This window comes from Aquimarina pacifica, assembly GCF_000520955.1.
GTDB classification, from domain to species: Bacteria; Bacteroidota; Bacteroidia; order Flavobacteriales; family Flavobacteriaceae; genus Aquimarina; species Aquimarina pacifica.
In genome coordinates, this window is sequence record NZ_JACC01000012.1 from 135,036 (window position 1) to 158,411 (window position 23,376).

13 protein-coding genes are annotated in these 23,376 nt (G+C 32.9%); 4 read left to right on the forward strand and 9 right to left on the reverse strand.

What is annotated here, in order from left to right; all coding sequences use genetic code 11:
* Positions 1-36 precede the first annotated feature (36 nt).
* From DZ60_RS0108830 to DZ60_RS0108840, 3 genes are all read right to left on the reverse strand, one after another.
* A complete protein-coding gene (locus DZ60_RS0108830; protein ID WP_025741728.1) occupies positions 37-1,362 on the reverse strand; it encodes a (Fe-S)-binding protein in 1,326 nt (441 codons plus the stop codon).
* Between the two features lie 7 nt (positions 1,363-1,369).
* The gene (locus tag DZ60_RS0108835) at positions 1,370-2,320 is read right to left on the reverse strand and encodes an MlaD family protein (protein ID WP_025741729.1); all 951 of its coding nucleotides are present in this window, start codon (positions 2,318-2,320) and stop codon (positions 1,370-1,372) included.
* Positions 2,321-2,406: 86 nt separating this feature from the next.
* Complete coding sequence (locus DZ60_RS0108840) at positions 2,407-3,543, reverse strand: N-acetylmuramoyl-L-alanine amidase family protein (protein WP_025741730.1); 1,137 nt, start codon at positions 3,541-3,543, stop codon at positions 2,407-2,409.
* A 288-nt stretch (positions 3,544-3,831) separates the two neighbouring features.
* On the opposite strand from DZ60_RS0108840, the gene DZ60_RS0108845 reads away from it, so the two are divergent.
* Together DZ60_RS0108845 and DZ60_RS0108850 are read left to right on the forward strand one after the other, a co-directional pair.
* Positions 3,832-6,681 (forward strand): putative LPS assembly protein LptD, encoded by a 2,850-nt coding sequence (locus DZ60_RS0108845; protein WP_025741731.1) that lies wholly within the window; start codon positions 3,832-3,834, stop codon positions 6,679-6,681.
* Positions 6,682-6,740: 59 nt separating this feature from the next.
* Positions 6,741-7,121 (forward strand): Rid family detoxifying hydrolase, encoded by a 381-nt coding sequence (locus DZ60_RS0108850; protein WP_025741732.1) that lies wholly within the window; start codon positions 6,741-6,743, stop codon positions 7,119-7,121.
* 777 nt (positions 7,122-7,898) lie between these two features.
* Here the strand turns inward: DZ60_RS0108850 and DZ60_RS24140 are convergent.
* The 5 genes from DZ60_RS24140 to DZ60_RS0108875 form a co-directional block, all read right to left on the reverse strand.
* On the reverse strand, positions 7,899-9,812 hold the full coding sequence (locus tag DZ60_RS24140) for a tyrosine-protein kinase family protein (protein WP_025741733.1): 1,914 nt from the start codon (positions 9,810-9,812) through the stop codon (positions 7,899-7,901).
* Positions 9,809-10,384 carry a toll/interleukin-1 receptor domain-containing protein gene (locus DZ60_RS0108860; RefSeq protein WP_025741734.1) on the reverse strand — a complete coding sequence of 192 codons (576 nt, stop codon included), beginning with the start codon at positions 10,382-10,384 and terminating at the stop codon, positions 9,809-9,811. The genes DZ60_RS24140 and DZ60_RS0108860 overlap by 4 nt, the downstream gene beginning before the upstream one ends.
* Before the next feature lie 313 nt (positions 10,385-10,697).
* Positions 10,698-11,060: a methylglyoxal synthase gene (locus DZ60_RS0108865; RefSeq protein WP_025741735.1), complete on the reverse strand. Its 363-nt coding sequence runs from the start codon at positions 11,058-11,060 to the stop codon at positions 10,698-10,700.
* 49 nt (positions 11,061-11,109) lie between these two features.
* Positions 11,110-12,096, reverse strand: coding sequence for a 6-phosphofructokinase (gene pfkA / locus DZ60_RS0108870; protein ID WP_025741736.1), 987 nt, complete (start codon positions 12,094-12,096; stop codon positions 11,110-11,112).
* A 165-nt stretch (positions 12,097-12,261) separates the two neighbouring features.
* Complete coding sequence (locus DZ60_RS0108875) at positions 12,262-16,641, reverse strand: translocation/assembly module TamB domain-containing protein (RefSeq protein WP_025741737.1); 4,380 nt, start codon at positions 16,639-16,641, stop codon at positions 12,262-12,264.
* Between the two features lie 286 nt (positions 16,642-16,927).
* On the opposite strand from DZ60_RS0108875, the gene tsaD reads away from it, so the two are divergent.
* Positions 16,928-17,950, forward strand: coding sequence for a tRNA (adenosine(37)-N6)-threonylcarbamoyltransferase complex transferase subunit TsaD (tsaD, locus tag DZ60_RS0108880; RefSeq protein ID WP_025741738.1), 1,023 nt, complete (start codon positions 16,928-16,930; stop codon positions 17,948-17,950).
* 230 nt (positions 17,951-18,180) lie between these two features.
* Here tsaD and DZ60_RS22750 read toward each other — a convergent pair whose 3' ends face one another.
* Positions 18,181-19,299: a M12 family metallopeptidase gene (locus tag DZ60_RS22750; RefSeq protein ID WP_025741739.1), complete on the reverse strand. Its 1,119-nt coding sequence runs from the start codon at positions 19,297-19,299 to the stop codon at positions 18,181-18,183.
* 1,053 nt (positions 19,300-20,352) lie between these two features.
* Between DZ60_RS22750 and DZ60_RS0108890 the strand changes: the two genes are divergently transcribed.
* Positions 20,353-23,337 (forward strand): carboxypeptidase-like regulatory domain-containing protein, encoded by a 2,985-nt coding sequence (locus DZ60_RS0108890; RefSeq protein ID WP_081740446.1) that lies wholly within the window; start codon positions 20,353-20,355, stop codon positions 23,335-23,337.
* Positions 23,338-23,376 lie beyond the last annotated feature (39 nt).

Consider the following 23,376-nt stretch of genomic DNA (forward strand, 5'->3'; position numbering starts at 1 on the left):
TTTGGTTTTTTAATTGGTTAAAATCTTTAATACAATTTATTCATTACTCCAATTTAATCGGTCCATCTGGTTAAATGGCCATGGAGCTCCATTATTTTCGATGTTAGACATCATGTTATTTAGATCTGATGGCGCTGCACTTTCTTCCATCACCAAATAACGACGCATATCTATAATTATAGATAGCGGACTTATACTAACGGGACATGCCTCTACACAAGCATTGCAACTTGTACAGGCCCATAATTCTTCTGGCGTTATATAATCGTTTAATAATTGTTTTCCATCATCTACAAAGCTACCATTCTTATCAATATTATCTCCCACTTCTTTGAGACGGTCTCGAGTATCCATCATAATTTTACGTGGAGACAACTTTTTACCTGTCTGATTTGCAGGACACTCGCTAGTACATCTACCACATTCTGTACATGTATAAGAGTTTAATAATTGCACCCAATTAAGATCCGTAACATCTGATGCTCCAAACTTCTCTGGCTCCCCTTCTGCTTGATCATCTGCAGGAGCAGCAAATGGATCTGCAGTAGGATCCATCATTAATTTTACTTCATTGGTAACTGCTTCTAGATTGTCTAACTCTCCCTTAGGCTTTAAATCACCATAATATGTATTAGGAAAAGCTAATAAAATATGTAAATGCTTAGAAAAATATAAGTAATTAAGAAACACCAAAATTCCTAATATATGCAACCACCACGCCCCTCTTTCTATAAACATCAGAGATGTTTCAGACATTCCATCAAAAAGTGGAGCTATAAACTGGCTAATAGGATATGCTCCTGCCTTTATATAATGATCCGCTCCTAGTTCTTGTAGTTGTAAATCTGATGCATTCATGACTAAAAAAAGTGTCATCAGAACCATTTCAAAATACAAAATGATATTTCCATCATTTTTTGGCCATCCTTTCATTTCGGGGTTCCAAAAACGTTTTAGTTTAATCAAATTACGTCTGGTCCAGAATAAAACAACCCCAACAAAAACTAAGAATGCCAGGATTTCGAACGAGCCTATTAAAAAATCATATGCTCCTCCTAAAAATGCAAATATCCTATGTGTTCCGAAAATACCATCTATAATTATCTCTAAAACCTCTATATTAATTATTAGAAAACCAACATAAACAACAATATGCAATATCCCTGAGATGGGACGGCGTACCATTTTTGACTGCCCCAATGCAATCATTGCCACATTCTTAAATCTTTCTTTCTTATTATCTGATCGATCAAGTTCTTTACCCAATCTAATATTTCGAATAACCTTGCGTATATTTTTTATAAAATATCCAACACCAGCTACCAAAGCGATAATAAATAAAATATTAGGAATATATTGCATCATTATTTTAGTTTAAAGGGTCTGTCGGTTCTTCATACGGAGTATTCTTTTTTCCAAAAACAGAAATATGAATATATCTTTTTGGATTAAGTCGTAAATCCTGTAGTAACAGTTCTAATTGCTTACTTGTATCTTTTAGGTTATCATATAATTTCTCGTCCTTTAGAAGTTTACCTGCTGTTCCTTTCCCTGCATTTAGGTCTTTAGATATTTTCTCAAAATTAGCAAGTACCGTTTCTAATTCTTTACCTATTTTACCAATATTCACATTCGCTAATGAATCTGAAACTTTATTCAGTTTTGTAGAAATTTCGTTAGCGTTAGAAAAAGTACTATTCAACTTTTCTTGATTTACGGCTAGCATTTTATCCAATCTTTCTGAAGTAGTTCTAAAATTTTTAACTCCTACACTTAAGTCTTTAAAAATTGAATTTAGGTTATTTTGATTATCAACGGATAGAATACCATTTACAGAATTAAGTAATGTATCGGCATCTGTAATCGCAGCTTCTAGTTTTTCTTGTAATGGAGTTAACCTGTCATTTACTAACTCTAGCAATCCTGCTTCTACTCTCCCGGGCAACGTATCTCCATCTTTTGCTTCAAGACCTTGCTCGTATATAGGCATAATTGCTAATGATTTACCTCCTATTAATCCACCTCCGTATACCTTTGCCTGACTATTCTTAGAAAAAGAAAAGTCATTATCTACATTAAATTTAACAATTAGATTACCTTCTTGGTCTGCAAAATTTATAGATACCACTTGTCCTACAACCAAACCATTTATGGTAACAGGTGAAGACGGGATTAAACCTTCTACATTTTTATACATTGCATAAAAAGTCCTATCATTTTCTAGGAGGTTTTTTCCTTTCAGAAGACTATATCCAAAAATAAGAAGTGCGATTGCACAAATTGCTAATACCCCTGTTTTAACTTCTCTGGTAAATTTCAAGACAGATTACATTTTAAGAGACAAATTTAGAATAAAAATACATTTCTAGTTACAATTTTTTAAGGAATTATCAGTATTTCTTTAGATTAATTAGATGTTGTATGGGTTTTAAGTACATCTATCAAAGGAATTAATTCGTTATTTCTAAAGGCTACAACAAAACACGAGTCAAATCCTTTTTCTATAGCAATTGCTCTTAACTCCTTTATTAAAGTATAATTAGAAGTGTTTCCATAATAGTATTTATACAAGTCATCAATCTTCAATTTAGAAAGCTGATCTAAACCTTTAAAATTAGAAGGCAATAACTCTAGTTCGCTAGCCCCTGCTCCTATTTGCACTTTGAAAGTTACATCTTCATACACTTGATCACCTTCATTTATCTTATTACTTTGGATTTCTGTTGCGTCTACTTCTACCTTTTCTGGGATAGTTACTTTATATATTGCATCAAGGCTTTCTTTATAGTTTATTATTGAAGTTATAATAGCCTTCGCCATATTTGCTTGTCCTTTTTTCGAATTCAAATACTTTCCTTCTATATTATTTGTTAGAAAACCAAGCTCTATGAGTACACTAGGCATGTATGTTTGATGTAATACAACAAATCCTGCCTGTTTAACCCCTCTACTTTTTCTGTTTAATGTTTTCGTAAAACTATTCTGCACAAAACTGGCTAGTGTGAGGCTTTGATCTAAATACTCCTCTTGCATCAAGGTCAAACCAATTATAGATTCTGGCGAATTAGGATCAAACCCATCATAATTGGCTTCGTAATTATCCTCTAAAAGAATTACCGAGTTTTCATTTTTGGCAACATTAAAATTTTCATCATTGGCATGCAATCCCAAAACAAAAGTCTCTGTACCAAATGCTTGAGATCGGTGTGAGTTGCAATGTACAGACACAAACAAATCTGCCCCTGCTTTATTAGCGATACTTCCTCTCTCGTGCAACTCAATAAATTCATCTTTCTTTCGTGTATACACTACCTCAAAACGATCATCATTTTCAAGAACTGTCCCAACTGCCAAAACAACATTTAATGCAATTTCTTTTTCTTTATATCCGTTTCCTCTATTACCCGGATCATGCCCGCCGTGACCCGCGTCTAATACAACTACAAACTTTTCTTTTTCTTGAGAAAAGGTTGAATTCGTCAGCGCAGATATGCCTATACTTAAAACAATCAAAAAAGTAATATGTACGCGATTATACCTCATATTTGATTTTATAATTTTACTCACTATATAGTGTCTTATGCGGCAAAAATAACATATCTAGAAACACTTAAATGATATTGATTTATTAATTTATATAAAATTTATAACTAATCTTGAAACATCTTTGCCTTATTTCAGTATTTAAAATAGCACGTTAAAAAATTAAAGATTGTAACCAATAGTACAAAACAGTATCTTCTTTATTTTATTTGTCTTAGAGATACGCTTTTGACATTATTTTTTATTTTTTTATTAATTACAATCTAAGCATAAAAAATATATGTAATTTTGGCACTTCAAAAACTGAGCCATAGTTATACAAAAATAGGATATAAACCATTGCAAACAACGGTACGTCATATACTTTATTCACTGAGTTTTTCACTGCTCTGCATTTTTCAAATCACTGCGCAGGAAATAAACAAATCTAAAGAGGTACAGATTCCTGTAGACCAAGATACGCTGGTTACTACTAAAAATGACACTAAAGTCAGTTCAGAAAATTTAATACAAGAGGAAGAATCAGATACGATTTCTGGCTTAAAAAACCTACTAACTCCGCTATCTGAAAAAGTATTGGATGAAAAAAATCAGGATAGTACTAAAATAGACTCTATTCCTCCGAAAAAAGAAGTTCTAACAGACAATGTTACGTATAAAGCTACGGATTACATGCAATTGAGTCGCAGAACTAACAAAATGTACTTATACAATGAGGCTGAAGTTATTTATGGAGACGTACAACTTAATGCTGGATATATTATAGTTGATAATAATAAAAACGAAGTCTATGCATATGGTATAAAAGATTCATTAGGAGAGTACACACAAACACCTATTTTTAAGCAGGCTCAAAATATTGTAGAGCCTGATTCTATCCGTTTTAATTTTGACACAGAGAAAGCTCTTATTTATAATTCGAGAACAGAACAGAATGGATTTAGAATCAAAAATGAAGTCTCAAAACGAGTCAATGATTCTGTAATATTTATGAAAAATGTGAAGTTCACCACTTCAGAAAATGTAGATGATCCAGAATACTATTTTTATGCCCGAAGAGTAAAATTTGTACCTAAAAAGAAAATCGTAACAGGACTTGTCAATATGTATATTGCCGACGTCCCTACCATCCTTGCATTACCTTTCGGATTTTTTCCTTTGAGTGAAGACAGAAGTTCTGGTTTTATAATGCCAAGCCCAGGAGAAGAAAATAATCGTGGTTATTTTTTACAGAACGGTGGATATTATTTCGCGATGAATGATTTTGCTGACCTAACACTTCAGGGAGACTATTATACAAATGGCAGTTACACCTTTGCGGTACAATCTACCTATGCATTACGATATAAATTTCGTGGAAACCTAAGGTTTAGATATGAAAACAATTTACAAAGTGAACGAGGGTTTCCAGACTTTACAAAATCTACAACGTACAATATACAATGGTCCCATAGTCAGGATGCAAAATCAAGCCCTAATTCACGATTTTCGGCTTCGGTAAACTTTGGTAGTAGTGACTTCTTTCAGCAATCTACCAATCAATTAAATACAGGTAACTTTTTGAATAATCAACTTAGTTCTTCTGTATCATACTCAAAAACTTTTCAGGGAGACCCACAGGTGAATTTTAATATTGCCGCTACACATAATTCTAACACGAATACTGGTATTGTAAATTTATCTTTACCCACGGTAACAACCAGCGTATCTCGTATTTTTCCTTTTGCCCCGAAAATAGGTGTAAAAAAAGGAATTATCCACAATATTAATACGCAATATAATTTTACTGGAAGTAACACAGTTCAAACTACAGACGAAGAGCTTTTTGCTCCGGGTATGTTTGATGATGCAGAAACAAGCATGAAACATGTGATCCCCATAAGTACGAATTTTAAACTTTTCAAATATTTAAGTGCTAGTGCAGGAACGAGCTTTCAGGAAAACTGGGTTTTTGAGACCATTGATCAAGATTACGACGAAACGGCTAATGAAGGTGCCGGAGAAGTTGTACGAGACACAATAAAAGGATTTGATTCTTTTCGTACGTATAATTTTTCTACCAGTATCGGAACCACAATTTACGGAACCTTTAATTTCAAAAAAGGAAAAAAGATAGAAGCCATACGCCATACAATGCGCCCCTCTATTAGCTATAGCATCAATCCAAAATTTAGTCAATACTATGACTCTTATGTAATTCCTGATGATTTAAGTACTACTGATGTAGATGAAGAAGAAACTGTAGAATTCTCAAGGTTTACGGGTGGTGCATTGGGAGCTCCGAGTAATGTATTCTCTAGTTCTATAGGATTTTCTCTAAGCAACAATCTAGAGATGAAGGTAAAAAGTAAAGATAGTCTAGCAACCGAATCAAAAAAAGTCACAATACTTAATAACCTTAGTTTTAGCACTGCTTATAATATTGCTGGTGATTCATTAAAGCTAAGCCCCATTTCTGTATCTGGTAATATCCCAATTATAACTAACAAATTAGATATTAATTTTAATGCTCGACTAGACCCCTATGCCCTTGATAATAACAATAACAAAATAGATGTCTGGAATATTGATAACGGTGGGAGTCTTTTTAGATTAACAAGTGCCAGTACTAATTTTGGCTATTCATTTTCGAGTACAGATTTTGAGAAGGGAGCCAAAAACGAAGATCCTTTAGAGAATCAAAATTTCAGAAACGAAGGAAGGCCTGATAATCTTTTCGGAGGTGAAACTGACTTTGGTGAAGGACAATCCTATGACAGGCGTAAAGAAGGTGGTGAAGAAAAGGATATAAAAAATTATAATTACAAGATCCCATGGAACTTACGACTATCATATACTGTTAATTATAGTAATAGTGCCCGGCAAAACGAGATATCATCGCACTCTATTATGTTTTCTGGAGATGTAGAACTTGCTCCCAAGTGGTCAGTGGGTGTATCTTCTGGGTATGATCTCAAAGATGCTGGTTTTACCTATACAAATTTAAGATTTCAGAGAGATTTAGAAAGTTGGGTTATGAACTTTAATTGGATTCCATTTAGTGATAGAACCTCCTGGAATTTCTTTATTGGGATCAAATCCTCAATGTTGAGTGATATCAAATGGGATAAAAGACGAGAAGCCGATAAAAGTCTGTAAAGTAAGCGCTGTAGTAAGTTTTATTCGTTACTAAAAGTAAAACATCAATTTTATATATCATGAAAAAAATAATAACTACCGATAATGCTCCGGCTCCAATTGGACCATATAACCAAGCCATTATGACAGGAAATACGTTATATACTTCTGGTCAGATTGCTATACATCCGAAAACCGGAGTGCTAATTCTGGATACTATAAAAACGGAGACCAATCAAGTAATGCTAAATCTTAAAGCGATACTTGATAAAGTAGACATGACCTTCGAAAACGTAATCAAAACAACTATTTTTCTTAGCGACATGAACAATTTTGCAGAGGTAAATGAAGTATATGGTAATTATTTTGATGAAAGCACTGCACCTGCAAGAGAAACGGTGGCAGTAGCAGCTTTACCAAAATTTGTAAATGTTGAAATTTCTGTTATTGCAGTAAAATAAGATAAAACGAATCAAGTTATTTTCTAAATACTTTTCTAATAAAAATTTCACTAAAAAAATTATTCCGACTCATGAGTATAAAAGACTCATGAAGTTAGTTACATCTTCTATATACCTATTTTAAAGACTAACATTATATATGAGTAACATATGCTAATATCTATGCTTACCAATACAGCATATAATATATTAAAACACTTCTTTAAGACAATTCTTTACTAAAACTACCTGATTATGAAACTTTCTATTATAATTATAATTACAATATAAAATAGACAGCGAAATCAAAAATACTAAAAGAAAAAACCTTATCTAAATAGAACTTCTCGATGCATACTTATGAAACCGTTTTTGATCGTATTACATATTACGAACTTATACACAAAAAAATCTAGAGATAAGGTTTTATTTCCTAATAGAAACAGTATTAAGAAGCTACGAACCTCTAGACAAATGACTAGTAACTATTAGAAAAAATGCTACACAAAACATTAACTTTTAATGCCCAACCGCATTAAAAATCACATTCAATTCAAAGTTCTAAACTAGGTAAAAAAAACTTTTGAAAATCAGATTTTCAGTGAATGGCTTTATAACTTATACAAATGGATATATTTATAAGCTTAACACAAAAAAACAACCTACTGCAACCTCATGTTTCATTTCAGAAATTATATCAAAAACTTAAAACAATTTCGAGCATTATAGGCTTAATCTACTTATTTTGGCACTTGATGACAGAAAAAATCTTCTAATTAGACTGCATCAAGAAATACATCATTCCTGTTCTACTTGCACTTGGCTTTGGATACTATCTATTTTTTGTTGCAGTTCACTATAGTCAAACCCATTTCTGCCGTTGATTCCATTTTTTCCGTTTACACCATTTTTTTTCACGCTTCTTTTTGAGGTTCCAAAACAATCCTTACCACTACCACCTTTGCCGCCATATCCAAAATCACCACCTTTACCGCCTTTACCATAGTCTTCCTTTACAACAATATTTTGAAGGAAATCAGAATCCCCAACCAATTCGAATCTACCGATACCACCTCCATTACCTCCTACACCACCGTTACCTCCATTGCCACCATCTCCTCCGACTCCTTCTTTCTCATAGCTTGTTGTACTAAGCTTACCCTTGATATTACTGTTAGGGTAACTTCCTGAGCAATCAGCTGGACCTCCGTCTCCACCATTACCACCATTGCCGCCATTACCACCATTACCACCACTAATATTAACGAAAAATGTATCGGTTTTCTTCCAACTTATTTTCTTAGCAATTAGAATTACGTTTTTTCCATTTTCTCCTGACTCTCCGAAAGAACCATTTTCGCCATTCAACCCATCTCGTCCTGATTTACCACTACTTCCTTTTCTTCCGCTTTTTCCAGAAGTACCGTCACTTCCATTTCCTAACAAGGTAGCCTCTCCGTTAATGGTTAATTTTTCGATAACAATTTCTGCATTTTGGAGGCTATCAGCTATTTTTATATAAGATTGACTATCTAGATAGACCTCTCCATAAGTACTTACAGACTCAGTAACATACAAAGTGTCACTTGCAGATACTTCTAGATTTCTTAAACTTATTTGATTGTTATTTTGATTAATCAAATACAGAGAAATTACAATGGTAATTACGGATAAAACCGCCGCAACAATACTAATATAAGATCTTCTTGTTGTCTTTTTTTGTTCTTGTAAAAGGATCTTCTGTTTCTCTATAAACTTAAAATCTCTGCTAAGCGTTTCTTCTGAGTTATTTATCGTTTTATTCCAGTTAAGGTTGTTGTAAATTAAATTGGCTATTCTAGAGTATGCATTACCCATTGAGGTCGGAGTTTCTATCTCATCATCATCTTCTAATACAGGCATGGCTTCTCCAAAACTCCATTTAGATATATAAGGAATAAATATTTTATTAAGTATATCGTTAGGTTCTGCATTTTTGGGAATCCAATCGTAATATTGTTCTTCAAATTCTGATATAAATATTTTTTGCCATTTTCTATTTAAATCGTACTCTGTATATGGCTCTGTTCTACTAGGAATTGGTAAAATCAAAAGCTTGCTCCTATTTACAGGTAAGTTGTTATGGGCTGGAGTTACTCTTTTTATTATACGTTTAATCCCATCAATATTTTGATAGTTCGATACAAAAAGCATGACTAAAACATCAGGAAATAAAACAGTACAGATATCTCCTATATCTGTAACTCCTGTTCTACTATCTACAAGTACATAATCATAATCATGTATCCATTCCTCACGAATAGCATTTAGGTAATCATATATTGTATTTGTATTTATCAATTCTTGCCAATCAAGCGATTGTAATTTGGTAGTATAAGCATCATCTTGTTTACCTGCACTTAACAAATCTACGCTACTTTCTCCCAAGTCATAAGTAACTAGTTCTTTTCGCCAGTCGACACTTTCTTTGGTATTGAACGAAAGTAGCATGTCCAATATTCCTTTTTGAGTACCTACCTCTTCTTTTGAAGAGATGTACTCTTTCTCAAAGTATTGATGTAAGCCAGGAGCTTCTAAATCCCAATCGACAACCAATACTTTTTTTCCCCATTTAGATAACAGTGCAGATACATTTGCTAATGCCATTGATCTACCTACACCTCCTTTGTACGAATAAAATGTATATACCTTTCCCTGCTTATTCCCTTTCATACCAATTTTGTTATTTTTGTAGACAACAACTCTTTTTCTTCTGGAATTACGATCGGAAAATCTTGTTGAAACTCTGGAGCATTTTTTATTTGATGCGCTATTACGCGTGCAAACTCTTTAATTCTATCTCCAAATTCTGCTGCTTTTCTTGTATCCCAAAAAGAATCGCTTACCGATGCATAATCACTAAAATCCTCTTGCTGAATCGCTTTTACTTTTTCAGGAAAACTATGGCCATCATGAAATCTTGCCCCCAAGACTAAACCTGTAGAATCCTCAATAATTTCCTGACGTTTTAGAAAAGATAATATTTCAGCATAACACCAAGTTGACTTAAAATAATCAGGTGACAATATAGCCACAATACATCTAGAGTGTCTAATTGCATCCCCAATTTTTGATTTCCACTCATCACCAATCTCTATTGACTCTTTATCATAGAAAATAGAGACATTTCTATCCTGTATCTCCATGTTAAGCCAAAACTCTAATTGTTCTACTAATTTATTATGCCATGTTTCTGTTAGTTGGTTTCGTTTGTAACTAAAAAAAACATCATATTTATAACTCATAGTACCTTAAAAGTTTGTTTTTCTTTTATTGAGGTTTCATAACAAGTTTAAACAGCCATTCGACCAAAAAACTTATGTATTCGACTCTAATAATAAAAGAAATATTCTAAAAATAGTATTCAATTTGGAGTAGTTTATCACTGAACATTAAGAATTCTTAAAGTTACTATATTTTTAGAAGTATTCTAACCAAGATGTGGTACAATAATTATTGAAATCATTATTGTAACTAGTCACTCCCATAGCATCATATAGATTAACACTACAGACACATGAAATATAGATTGCATACCAGAATTCTGTATTCTACACACTATAATGCCTTGAGCAATAATTGAGCAGTTGCCGGATTGGTTGCCAGAGGCACGTCATATACATCGCATAACCTCATTAACATAAAAATATCTGGTTCATGTGGATGCTTTGCCAAAGGATCTCTAAAAAAAATAACCATATCCACTTTTTTTTCGGCTACACTGGCAGCAATTTGTGCATCTCCTCCTAATGGTCCCGAAAGCAAAGCCTCTACTTCAAATCCTGCTCTTTTTGCCTTCTCTCCTGTGGTTCCTGTCGAAATAAGCTTTATATTTTTTGAATGTAGTATTTCTTGATATTCATTGAGAAACTGTACCATTTCTGCTTTCTTTCCGTCATGTGCAATTATAGCTATAGTCATGCGTGATATCTAATTTTTGAAATTATTATTTAAATGTTTAAGGGAGTAATTATGTCGAAAGAATATCAGAAATACGTAAAAGTTCTTTATTGATACCATATCCTTCTTTTAGACCTTCTTCAAAACTTGTAGCGGTAATCTTGTTGTTTATAATTCCTACCATTACATTTTGTTGTCCATCAAGAAGTAGTTCTACTGCTTTTACACAAAACCTACTTGCCAATGTTCTGTCGAAACAAGTTGGTGAACCACCTCGTTGCATATGCCCAAGTACTGTTACCTTTGCTTCATAATCAGGAAGGTTCTCTGATATATAATCTGCTAATTCATATACATTTTTCCCTATTTTATCTCCTTCGCTTACAACTACAATACTTGAACTCTTACCCGAACGCTTACTTCTTTTTAACGATTCTAATAATCGATCCAGTCCTAAATCTTCTTCGGGTATTAGAATTTCCTCTGCTCCTGCTCCTACTCCAGTATTAAGAGCAATAAAACCTGCATCTCTTCCCATTACCTCAACAAAAAACAATCGATCATGTGAACTGGCGGTATCTCTTATTTTATCAATTGCATCAATCACCGTATTTAGAGCTGTATCATAACCTATCGTAAAATTTGTCCCCGCAATATCGTTATCTATTGTCCCTGGCACTCCTATGACAGGAATATCATATTCTTTACTAAAAATTTCGCCTCCTCTAAAGGTTCCATCTCCTCCTATAAGTATCATGGCATCTACCCCTATTTTTTTGAGATTATTTGCTGCTTTCTTTCTACCTTCTACATCTCGAAACTCTTGTGATCTAGCTGACTTCAAAATGGTACCTCCACGACTAATGATATTACGTACACTTCTTGCATTCATTTCGCAATAGTCTCCTTCAATCATTCCCTGATACCCTCTATAAAAACCTATACATTTTACGTTATAATATGCACATGCACGAGCTACAGCGCGTATTGCAGCATTCATACCCGGAGCATCACCTCCTGAGGTCATTACACCAATGGTTCTAATTTCTTTTGCCATAGTTATTTTTAGTTGGTCATTTATTAACTACCCCGTGTTTTTAAATGTGTTTCATCTATTGAGTTCTAAAGACTTTTCTTTTTTTCCATTCTCAAAAAACATTAAATGAAACTCAAGAATTCCTAATCCCAAAAAAATCTAAACGCTTAGGGTATTATTATTGTTTTACTTGTTTTTTTCGGTAAAGTTAATAAAACTAGGTGTTTCAATGTTCGTCGAATCTACTGGTTTAATTATAGAATCTTGAACTCTACTTTTAAAAATTTTTTTCCATAATTCTTTAAAGTTATCAAAATCTACGGAATACGAAAGTCCTACTCCCTGCTCATACCCCTGATTCGTTGAACCTATAAATTGGATATCATCTTCTCTATTAAATATGGTTCCTCTAAGGGAGCCATCTTCATTAAAAAGATATTCTACCTCAACATCTCCTACCACACTTGATTCGGCAACCCCACCAATCGGAACTCCTACTCGACCATTAATCAAAATTCTATTACTAATTTGTGTAGAAAGTGTTAATCCAAACTCATCTGCATCTTCTTCATCTAATGTACTTGTTCCTTGAACATAATTCAACCCTACTTGAAACTTATCATCTTCATCAGAAAAAATACCATTAAAAAGACTCGAAGCCCTTTCTGCTACTAAGCCTCCTGTAATTGCATTTGCATCTAAAGTACCATTATAAAATTGACCAGAAGACACTAATGAAAGAGCTTGTATTTCTTTATTAGATTCATCACTCAACTTATAATCTAATTCACTTTTTACAACAGAACTTAAATTAGGGAATTCTATATTAAAGTTCACATTAGGCTGAATAAGTTCTCCCTTAAGGTCTACAACTACTTCTATTGGGATTTTACGGTTTATCGATGAGCTTTCTAGTAAAATAGCTGGGTTTGCTTCTGTTTTATAGACGGCACTTAGATCCAGTACAGCTCTCGTTGGACTTCCATCCCAGTTAATAGTCCCTCCATCCCTTACTGTAAATAATTTCTCTACGAATGCTCCATACCTAAAGTTATATGTACCTTCATACGCCACAAAATCTCCCCACATATTAAATTTACCATTGGTATTAATTTCTATCAATAGCGTTCCCGCTCCTCGACCTTTCAAAGAACTTCCTGTATCCTTATCTATAACTACCTCTACTTCTGCATTGTTATTTACATCAAGATCAAAGTTAAGTTCTAGCCCTCTAATATCTTCGAGTATAATTTCTTTACCTTCTAAACGAGCACGTTTTTCGTCTGGGCTCAAAAAATGAATGTAAGAATTATCTCCTATTGCTTCTGATTCATTTAACGGGATCTTAAAAATTGTTCCCTCTTCGGTAGTTGCATTAACATCAATTACTAATTCATCAATAGGACCGCGAATGGCAGCCTCACCGCTAATAAATCCTGTACCATAATATAAGGACTCTTCATCTTCTTCTGTATCCAGAACCAATAACTTATCTTGTGCGGATATCTCGATACCAAGTTCCCAATTCGAAAAGTTACGATGCGCTATATATCCTCCTAGACTTCCTATTGTACTATACTTTGTGTCTACGAAAGGAATGTTATCAAAAATAAAACGTTGTTTTTCTAAAATTACTCTGGATGTATTATCCAAATCCAAATCTACATTGAGATAGGGTACCGTAAGTCCTGCTTCTTTTAAGTTTAGTACTCCATCTATCGAAGGGGCTTTATAGCTCCCAGAAATTTTTGCATTTCCCGAAACAAACCCTCTTATATTGGTTAATACCGTAGTACCTAATGCACTAAATTCTGAAACATTAAACTCATTGAACTCAAGGTCGACATCAATAAATGGATTCTCTTTAACAACACTAATTTTTCCTAGAGCAGCTAATGTTTTTTGCTTCTCTTTATTTATCAGTCTCGTATTTATTTTATATTCGGTAAGATCTCCATTCCCTGCTAAATTGAGTCTGAGTTCTCCTAAAGGAGTTTTATTAATGTCTAAATCCTGAACCACGATGGTCGTACTTGGCAAATAAATTCCATTTTCCTGAAGTATATATACTTCTCCGTCTACTCTTCCTCCAAAATTAAGACTATCGATTCTCGGCGTTATTTTATTAAGATCAACATCTTCAAAAGTTGCTGTTAGGTTTTTATAATCTGTACCATCGGTTACGCCATTAACTTTAATCTTTTCATTTTCATAATTAAGAACAATAGATTGTATATCTATTTTTTTAAAATTCTTATCAAAAATAATTTTATTATCAGACTTACTCTTTTCTTTATTAGCGTACCAAGTATATCCTTTGTAAGTAAAATCAGATTTCCTAAATCCCACCACCGAATTATTCTCTTCATTAATGGTATGATAAAACTCTAGATTAAAGGTATCCTGATTATGTTTGCCTCCTTTAAATTCTGAGTGCATAAACAAGGTGTCCTTGAGTGTTACATTAATTAAACTAAAATCTGATGCTTTATAAAATTTTGAACTTATACTATCAATAGCGATGTACGTATTGAATAAAGGGTTTTTATTATCAACTTGAACATCGACTTCTTGCATAACATTATCAAAAGCCTTTATTGATGGAGATTTAAAAGTGAGCTTAAAATCAGATTCATTACTTTCTACCTTTCCTTTGATACTTGTATTAGGTGCAAACTGAACTTCTGGAAAAAAAACATCTACAATTTTGTTATAGATTTTAAAGTTAAACTCCATAAACTCATTATCGGTAATTTCGGTTGCTTCAAAATTGGCGTATAGACTTCCTATAGAATTCCTGAATAAATCGTATACATTTTCGAACCGAAATACACCGCGAATATTTCCTTCAACAATATCTGGGCTATTAATTTTTATGGTTCGAACATTATTCTCATCAAAACTAGAGATGATATCAAAATCTTCAAAATAATACCCTGCATTCTGGTTGGTATAAAGTGTTTTTTCGAAAGAAATGGTACCTGAAACATCATTTATACCAGTACCATGCATTTTCATATATACATCTCCATTAAAAACTGAGGTACTGTCCCGTGTAAAAATATTAAGTGCTTTTAAATCGATGTGATCAACATTTGCTACAAAGTCATAATTATGTATTTGCTCAGATATATCTGCAACTCCATTAAAACTAAATCTAACATTAGGGTCATCTGAGGTAAGGGTTCCATCAAAAACACCTTCTTTGAGGTTCCCTAATGCACGTAAACTAGTATACGAATATCCGTTAAATTCTAGTCTACCTATATCTCCTTCAATTTTTGTGTTTAAACTTTCTAAAGTAAAACCACTGCCATCTACATGAATATCAAAGGCGGCTCTCCCTACTGATTTTTGTTTCCATAATTCACCCACATTAAAATTGTTTGATATAATGGACCCATTATAGGTAGCTTTTTCGGGGTCATCTAATCCTTCTAATAGTACAAAAGCATTGAATTTACCCAATTGGGTGTACAAATTCATATCTAGATCGACAGCTTTTTGGGTAACAATTACATTTCCGTCTCCTCTTACATTTCCTAACTGATCTAATAGCTTGGGTAGAGAATTTCCTAATATATTTGGCAATAAGCCTACTAAATCTTGATAAGTACTTGTTATGTTTTCAAAATCTCCATCAAGCATAAATTTAGAAGTATTACCCACTGCATTTTGTAATCGCATATCTCCTCTTATTACAGAATTACCTAAGCCCGTAATATTCGAATTTATCACTTCAAAATCATTGAGAACCCCTAGAACAGTCGTATTTTTTAATTTTAGTATTCGATTATCTCCAAATTCTTTATAAAAAGGAATAAGATCATTCGTCGAAATGGTAGCAGCATCAAAGTTAGCATTAATCTTTACTTTATTTTCAAAATCACTCAAGCCATCGACCTCATAAGACATTAACACTTCTCCTTGTATACTAGATTCTTTGGTGGTGATTCGTAGTTCCTGAAAATTCATAGACTTAGGAGTAATAGTAAAACATGTCTGTAATTTTGATACCACAAGTCCTCTTGCATCTGTATATCCTAATCCATTGATATCGAGATAGACATCAGGTCCATCAACCAATAAACTCTCTGCATCAAGGTTAATATTATAATAATCAACGGCTTTGGGGTTGTTTAGGTTTTCGTTTGTAAACCTGTAAGCGCCATTCGTAATCTGTATATTCTCTGTTGTAAGAACAAACCTTTTTCCGGAAGGAGGTTTTCCTGAATCAAATTTTCGGACAAATGTCATTAAATTATCACTTTGCTCATCTTTGTATATTTTCATATTAAAAATGAGATCCTCTATGGCAACATTTCCTAAAATTGGTTTTCCTAAAGAAACTTCTCGCATGCTAAGTATAGATGTCTTTATTTGACCTGCATACAAGAGTGTATCCTGATGATGGTCTTTTATAAAAACTTCATTAAGACGTATATTACCCGCATATGTTATACCTAAACGCTTTACAATTATATCTACATCATATTCCTCTTGAAGGTATGTGGTAATTTTTTTTCCAAAATGAGTCTGAACGGCGGGTATAGAAAATAGGATCACGAAAAACACAAATAGTGATAACAGAACAAAAAATGTTCTCAACAATATTTTTCTAATTCTTTTGATACTTTTATTCTTACTTATGATTTTTAACTCCCTCTTCCTTACTAACTGAAAACAAAACAATTGAACTAAAAAAAACGTTTCATTATTTCTTTTAAAAAGGTAAATTATGTAACTAATTACATAGAATAAATCCCTGAATTTCTCTTAATAAACTGTAAGTACAATTATTGTTTTTAACTTTGTAGACAATATTAACAATTTCTATGCCTTTTTCCTCATAATGAATCCACAAAAAATATACATTCTTGGGATTGAATCTTCTTGTGATGATACCTCTGCAGCGATTTTATGCAATCAAAAAATATTATCTAATGTTGTGGCTTCACAAAAAGTTCATGAACAATATGGAGGTGTAGTGCCAGAGCTTGCCTCTAGAGCACATCAGCAAAACATTATTCCGGTAATTGATCAAGCAATTAAACAAGCCAATATTAAGAAAGAAGATCTTCATGCTATTGCGTTTACACGCGGACCCGGACTGATGGGATCTTTACTTGTTGGCACTTCCTTTGCCAAGTCAATGGCACTAGCGTTAGATATACCTCTTATCGAAGTGAATCATATGCAAGGTCATATTTTGGCCCATTTTATTGAGGAAGAGGATTTTGATATTCCCGAATTTCCTTTTTTGGCAATGACTATTAGTGGTGGGCATACTCAGATTGTGCAAGTAAATGATCATTTTGATATGCAGGTCATTGGCGAAACGATTGATGATGCTGTTGGTGAGGCTTTTGATAAAAGCGCCAAAATATTTGGATTGCCCTACCCCGGTGGACCTCTCGTAGATAAATATGCACAATTAGGGAACCCAAAGGCGTTTCCTTTTCCGAAACCCAAGGTAGACGAACTCAATTTTAGTTTTAGTGGTCTTAAAACTTCTGTACTCTATTTTGTTCAAAAACAGGTTAAGGAAAATCCTGATTTTATTACCGAAAACTTATACGACATCTGTGCCTCTTTGCAATATACTATTATCAATATTCTGATGGATAAGCTCAAAAAAGCATCGAAGCAAACAGGAATTAAGCGTATTGCAATTGGTGGTGGAGTATCTGCCAACTCAGGAATCAGAAAAGCCTTAAAGGAAGGAGAACAGAAATATGGGTGGAAGACATTTATTCCAAAATTCGAATATACTACTGACAATGCAGCAATGATTGCTATTGTGGGGTACCTAAAATATCTAAATAAAGATTTTACCGACATGAGCGTTGGTGCAGAAGCTAGGATGAAAATTTGATTGCCTGTTTACAAAAATTAGCAATCCGTGTATTTTTCTTTAGACGATATAAGTGTACGCAATAAAACATCTAACATACAAACTTTTTTAATAGAATAAACAAATGCTGGTGAGGTTACCAGCATTTGTTATTGTTACCATGCATACTTTGAAAATACCCCAATGAAACCCAAATGTATACTGGCAATTATTGTAATTAATTTTACCAATAAAAACTAAGTTTTGATTTTTTAATTTTCTACGTAGGTATACTCTAACCAAGTATTCCATTTTGAATTCGTATCATCATACCAAAATATAGGATTATAATCTCCAGAATCTGTTTTAGGAAATGCCATAAGAAGATTTCGTCCTGGCTCACGAGCGATTATAACCTTTGAAAATATTGGATATACAATTTCAAATTCATAATCAATATTACCTCCTGTCATTTCATAAATGATATCACCTTCTAGATAAAAAACGGGAGCTCCTTCTGTTTCACTAAACCACCAGACAGAAGCATTATCGGCAGGATATAACACATCGACACCTGCAATATCATTAGCAGATAACACCTCACGATTGGTTGTATAGACACTACCATCGTTTCTTGTTATTGTTGGCTCCCCGTTATTACTAAATGCGTAAGATGCATACATCATAATACTCCCCAAATCAAATGGTGTGAGATCCGTAGCTACAAACCCTCGTTGTCTCCATGTTTCGAAATATGGTTGAGACTCTAGATCCATATTATCAAAATTGACTGTTATAAACTGATCTCTATCTTCTCTTCCTTGTTCATGAAGTAACCCAACAGCATGACCAATTTCATGAATGGTATTACCGGTTGTGCATACGTCACCAATTGTTATGATTTGTTCTCCTCCTATACGACCAAGATTTGAAGAACATCCGCTACCCGATTGAAACCTAACATAATCCACCTGATTTGTTCTTTGAACAAACCTAATATGGGTATTAACCTCCCAATGTGCAATTGCATCGGTGATTCTTTCTTGATTATCTAAGTTACTATCAATTTCAAAAAAGACAATATTGTTTGGCCATAATAGATTTATGCGACCATTACTTTTTATTTCTTCTTTTGAAACTTGAATTTGATTTGGAGCAATAACAATATCTCCTTCTAAAATGTACGTATCATTAATATTTTCGGCGATTACTTCTGATCCATAAAAAGAAATTCTTTCGAATTTCCCTTTTTGATGGGGATATGCCATTTCTGTGTCCATTTCTTGTGCTACTTCGGCATACTGTTCCTCAATTTCATTTTCACAGGAAATAAAAATTCCTGCTAATACAAAAATGGATAATTTGATATTCAGGTAAAAAGATTTGTTCATAGTGTAATACTTTATAGTGTACTATTTTAGTTTGTTATAAATTTTATTCTAAATAAGTGGTACCTATAATTCTATTTACTCATCGTTTTTTGAAGAAATTATTCATAGTCCTAAATTCCCCTATAGAACTGGTCATCATATCACTTGTTTGATTACCTCCCCTAAATAACAGTATATTAAAATAACTTATATTCTCTATTCTTGCTACGTAATGATCTACTCCATTTACAAAACAAAATATACATTATGGTGCATGTATTTGTGGCATAAAAACCATGTATAGGTTTATTAAAGATACACTGCTTAATTTTTTACATACAACTTTCTATTTTTAGAATAGATCAAAAGTGAAGCTTATTAAAATAACACCTGTCACGGTTTTCAGGTAAAAATCAAAACCCTGTTTTCGGGTAAGAAAATACATATATAAATTACCAGTTTTTGCCTCCTAAATGAGGTAATTCCCTATTATTTTCTTGGAGTCCCAGAAATTAAAGGAGACACTTATAAATATATCTTTATTAATTCTTCTTTTTTTATGAATTTCATATTCAAAAACAGTATTATTTAAAAAATTTTAAATTTTAAAATGTTGCATTCCATAAAAGCACCTAATTCGGTATACTTTATAAGAAGGTGTGAATTTTAACCTAAAAATTACGTCCAAAGGATTTTCGTAGAAAAAACAACACTTTTGCCACACCATATAATAACTGAATTCAGGGATAAATTAATACAGTTGAAACTATCTAACTGTATTAACAAGGTAATACCAGTATATTGTCATGCCTCTAATTGATATCCGTAATCGCTTTCTTGATTTTTAATAACTCTACGTTTTTCTTTGTAATTAATCAAATTACTTTATATAAAATCCCTTAATCTCACACGACCATTTTAAAACAAAAAAATGATAATCAAAAACTTAAACAACCTTCTCCTAACAATAAAATGAATTTTAATTAACAAATTATTAGTATTCATAGTACTGATTTTGGCAAAATAATTGATGTGGTTATTTACATCACATACAAATCATTAAATACTTGGGTTATGAATAAAATGAAACTACTTCTTCTCGCTTTCTTATTACAATTCATGGGAGCCTTTGGGCAATATAAAATTACGATGCATGCTTTTGTTATTGATCAGGACAGTAAAAAGCCTATTCCTTATGTCAATGTTGGATTTATTAATAAAGGAATAGGGACGGTTACCAACAGAACAGGAAGGTTCTATCTTCAATATGATGAAGATAAAATTAATGACAAAGATCTATTTAAGCTATCCAGTAATGGCTATGAGTCATTAAAATTGAGTCAGTCGCAACTCTTAGACAAGTTAAAAGATAATAATAAAATATTTTTAAAAAAGTTACCCTTTACTAATAGTAAGGTTCTCGATCCTAGAGATGATGAGAAAATGGAAAAAGGCTCGATCGGATACACATTATATGACCCCAATTTATTGGCGTATTGGAAAGATAAAGAGGCGCTTGGAGGAGAAATATCCACTCTTATTAAAGTAAAAAAAGAGCGAACAAAACTACATAATTTAAAGTTTAATATCGTCGAGAATACTGCAGATAGCATATTAGTAAGAGTTAATATTTATAATAAAAAAGGTAAAAAACCTAAAGAAAATATTGTAAAAGGTAATATCTATCATACTATATTTAGAAAAAAAGGAGAAGAAATAATTGATTTATCTCCTTACAATATAAGAATTGATAGCGATTTTGTGGTTAGTCTAGAACTGGTGAGAGTTTATGGTGATGATATTCAATTTGCTGTAAGTGTGGGTAAAGGAGGACGATCGTTTATAAAACGTATTAGTCAAGATGCTTGGAAAGAACATAAAGATGCGGGTATCGCTTTTAAACTAGAGACTTCTTATCCTGTATCTCTAAATCCGCTAGAAGCACTTAAAAAACCTGAACAAATAGTATTGTATTGGGATACTTCACTTTCTATGCAAGCTCGGGATCTAGAAAAGGAATTTACCTTTTTAAAAGAATATTTGTCAAAAATTAAGCATACAACTGTTGATGTAGTTACGTTTTCTGATGATTTGGGCAAAAGAAAAAGCTTTGCAGTCACTAATGGTGATTGTACTGCACTAATTGATATGCTTACCACCCTAAAGTATAATGGTGGTAGTGATTTTTCTAAATTGTTTCTAGAAACTGATAAACCAGACCAATATTTTGTTTTTACCGATGGCTTTGCCACCTATGGTGATCATCAATTCGTCTACGGAACTCCTGTTTTTTATATTAATAGTATCGAAAAAGCTGATAATGCATCCCTACAAGAAAGTAGTACTGCAAGCGAAGGACAATATTTAGATCTATCAAAAATATCTGTCGATAAGGCACTTACTAGAATCAACTATGAGTTAGAAGATACTATTACATACAGTAATGATTTGAGAAAAGAATTAGTATCGGGAAAAGTATTTTCGGATACAATACCTGTTCAAGGCTGTAAAGTATCTGTAAAAGGAACACTGATTGAAACAGTAACCGATGCACATGGTGATTTTTCTATTAAGGCTGATAAGAATGAAGTATTGACATTTCAGCATTTTAGTATGAAAAATAAAGAAGTAACTCTTACTACTTCAAAAGAAATAGTAGTACAACTTGGATCAAAATATGAAGAGCTAAAGGAAGTGGCAGTAAATCAAAAGAAAAATAGAATACCTGAGGAGAAAGTAAATTTGGGCAATAAAAAAGTTGATAGGAGTAAGTTGGGTTACGCTACGTATACTAGGGTTAGTGATGATTTCCCTACTGCAGCTCAAACTTTATTCGATTTGATTCGGGGTCGATTTCCAGGAGCTCAGTCAATTTTAGAAAATGGAGGAGCAACAATAAGAGTGCGAGGTTCAAGCTCAATTTCATTAAGAAATGGTGTTTTGTGGGTTGTTGATGGTGTTGTACAAAGTAGAATGCCGGATTTGACACCTCCCCAAATACACAGTATAACACTTATCCCTGGTATTGCAGGAAGTATAAGGTATGGTACACCAGCAAGAAATGGCACCTTTATAATCGAAACTAAATTGGCAGCTTCTCTAGAGAGTGCTAATAAATTAAAAGACACTCTTTTGATTAAAGGAAATGACTATAACGAATCTAATTATTTGATAAGTTCATATCTAAATAAACCCGAATACCTTAATAAATTAACAAATAGTATTACCTATAATGAGGCTTTAGAAACCTACTATGATCTTCAAAAAAATCATATGTATGAAGTGCCTTTTTATGTGTATTCGTCAGAGTACTTTGAGATTTGGGATAAGGATTTTTCTAAACAAGTGATTTCTAATCTATCAGAAATAGCAGGTACTAATTATGGAGCATTGCGTACACTAGCATTTATCCTAGAAGAAAAAGGTGAAATAGATAAAGCAAGAGTTGTTTATGAAAACATATTTGACATAAGACCAAATTATGCGCAATCATATTTGGATTTAGCTAGAATTTATAAAGATACGAAGGAATACCAAAAAGCATTTGATTTGTATAAGACGATACTACAGAATCAAAACAATAAGATTGGCTTTGCAGAAGTGCGTAAGCAAGTAGAGTCAGAATTAAGACATTTGACCAATCATTATCGCAGTTACTTGCCAAAAGAAGAAATTCCTATTGAATTCCTAAACGTTAAGGGGATGCCCGTTCGTATTGTTTTTGATTGGAATGACCCACAGGCTGAGTTTGAATTTCAATTCGTAAATCCCCAAAAGAAATATGAGAAGTGGACTCATAGTTTTGAAAAAAACAAAGAGTTACTTCTTGAAGAGGTGAAACATGGGATTACCTCTAAAGAATTTATGGTGGATGAATCAATGTCGGGAGAATGGATTATTAATGTGCAATCTTATGGCGAAGTATCCCAACTCAACCCTACGTTTATGAAGTATACTATTTATAGAAACTATGGACTAGTCAATGAGACCAAAACAGTGAAGTTAATTAAGCTTTATAAACAAAAGGACAAAGTAACCTTAGATAAGTTTAGCATATAGTTTGATAATTAAGACACTATCCCGCAAAGTGTGTAATTA

Coding starts and splice junctions, on each gene's coding strand:
- DZ60_RS22750 (WP_025741739.1), bottom strand. CDS start 19,299: ATGAACAAATCTTTTTACCTGAATATCAAATTATCCATTTTTGTATTA.
- pfkA (WP_025741736.1), bottom strand. CDS start 12,096: ATGGCAAAAGAAATTAGAACCATTGGTGTAATGACCTCAGGAGGTGAT.
- DZ60_RS0108830 (WP_025741728.1), bottom strand. CDS start 1,362: ATGCAATATATTCCTAATATTTTATTTATTATCGCTTTGGTAGCTGGT.
- DZ60_RS0108890 (WP_081740446.1), top strand. CDS start 20,353: ATGAATAAAATGAAACTACTTCTTCTCGCTTTCTTATTACAATTCATG.
- DZ60_RS0108850 (WP_025741732.1), top strand. CDS start 6,741: ATGAAAAAAATAATAACTACCGATAATGCTCCGGCTCCAATTGGACCA.
- DZ60_RS0108865 (WP_025741735.1), bottom strand. CDS start 11,060: ATGACTATAGCTATAATTGCACATGACGGAAAGAAAGCAGAAATGGTA.
- tsaD (WP_025741738.1), top strand. CDS start 16,928: ATGAATCCACAAAAAATATACATTCTTGGGATTGAATCTTCTTGTGAT.
- DZ60_RS0108840 (WP_025741730.1), bottom strand. CDS start 3,543: ATGAGGTATAATCGCGTACATATTACTTTTTTGATTGTTTTAAGTATA.
- DZ60_RS0108860 (WP_025741734.1), bottom strand. CDS start 10,384: ATGAGTTATAAATATGATGTTTTTTTTAGTTACAAACGAAACCAACTA.
- DZ60_RS24140 (WP_025741733.1), bottom strand. CDS start 9,812: ATGAAAGGGAATAAGCAGGGAAAGGTATATACATTTTATTCGTACAAA.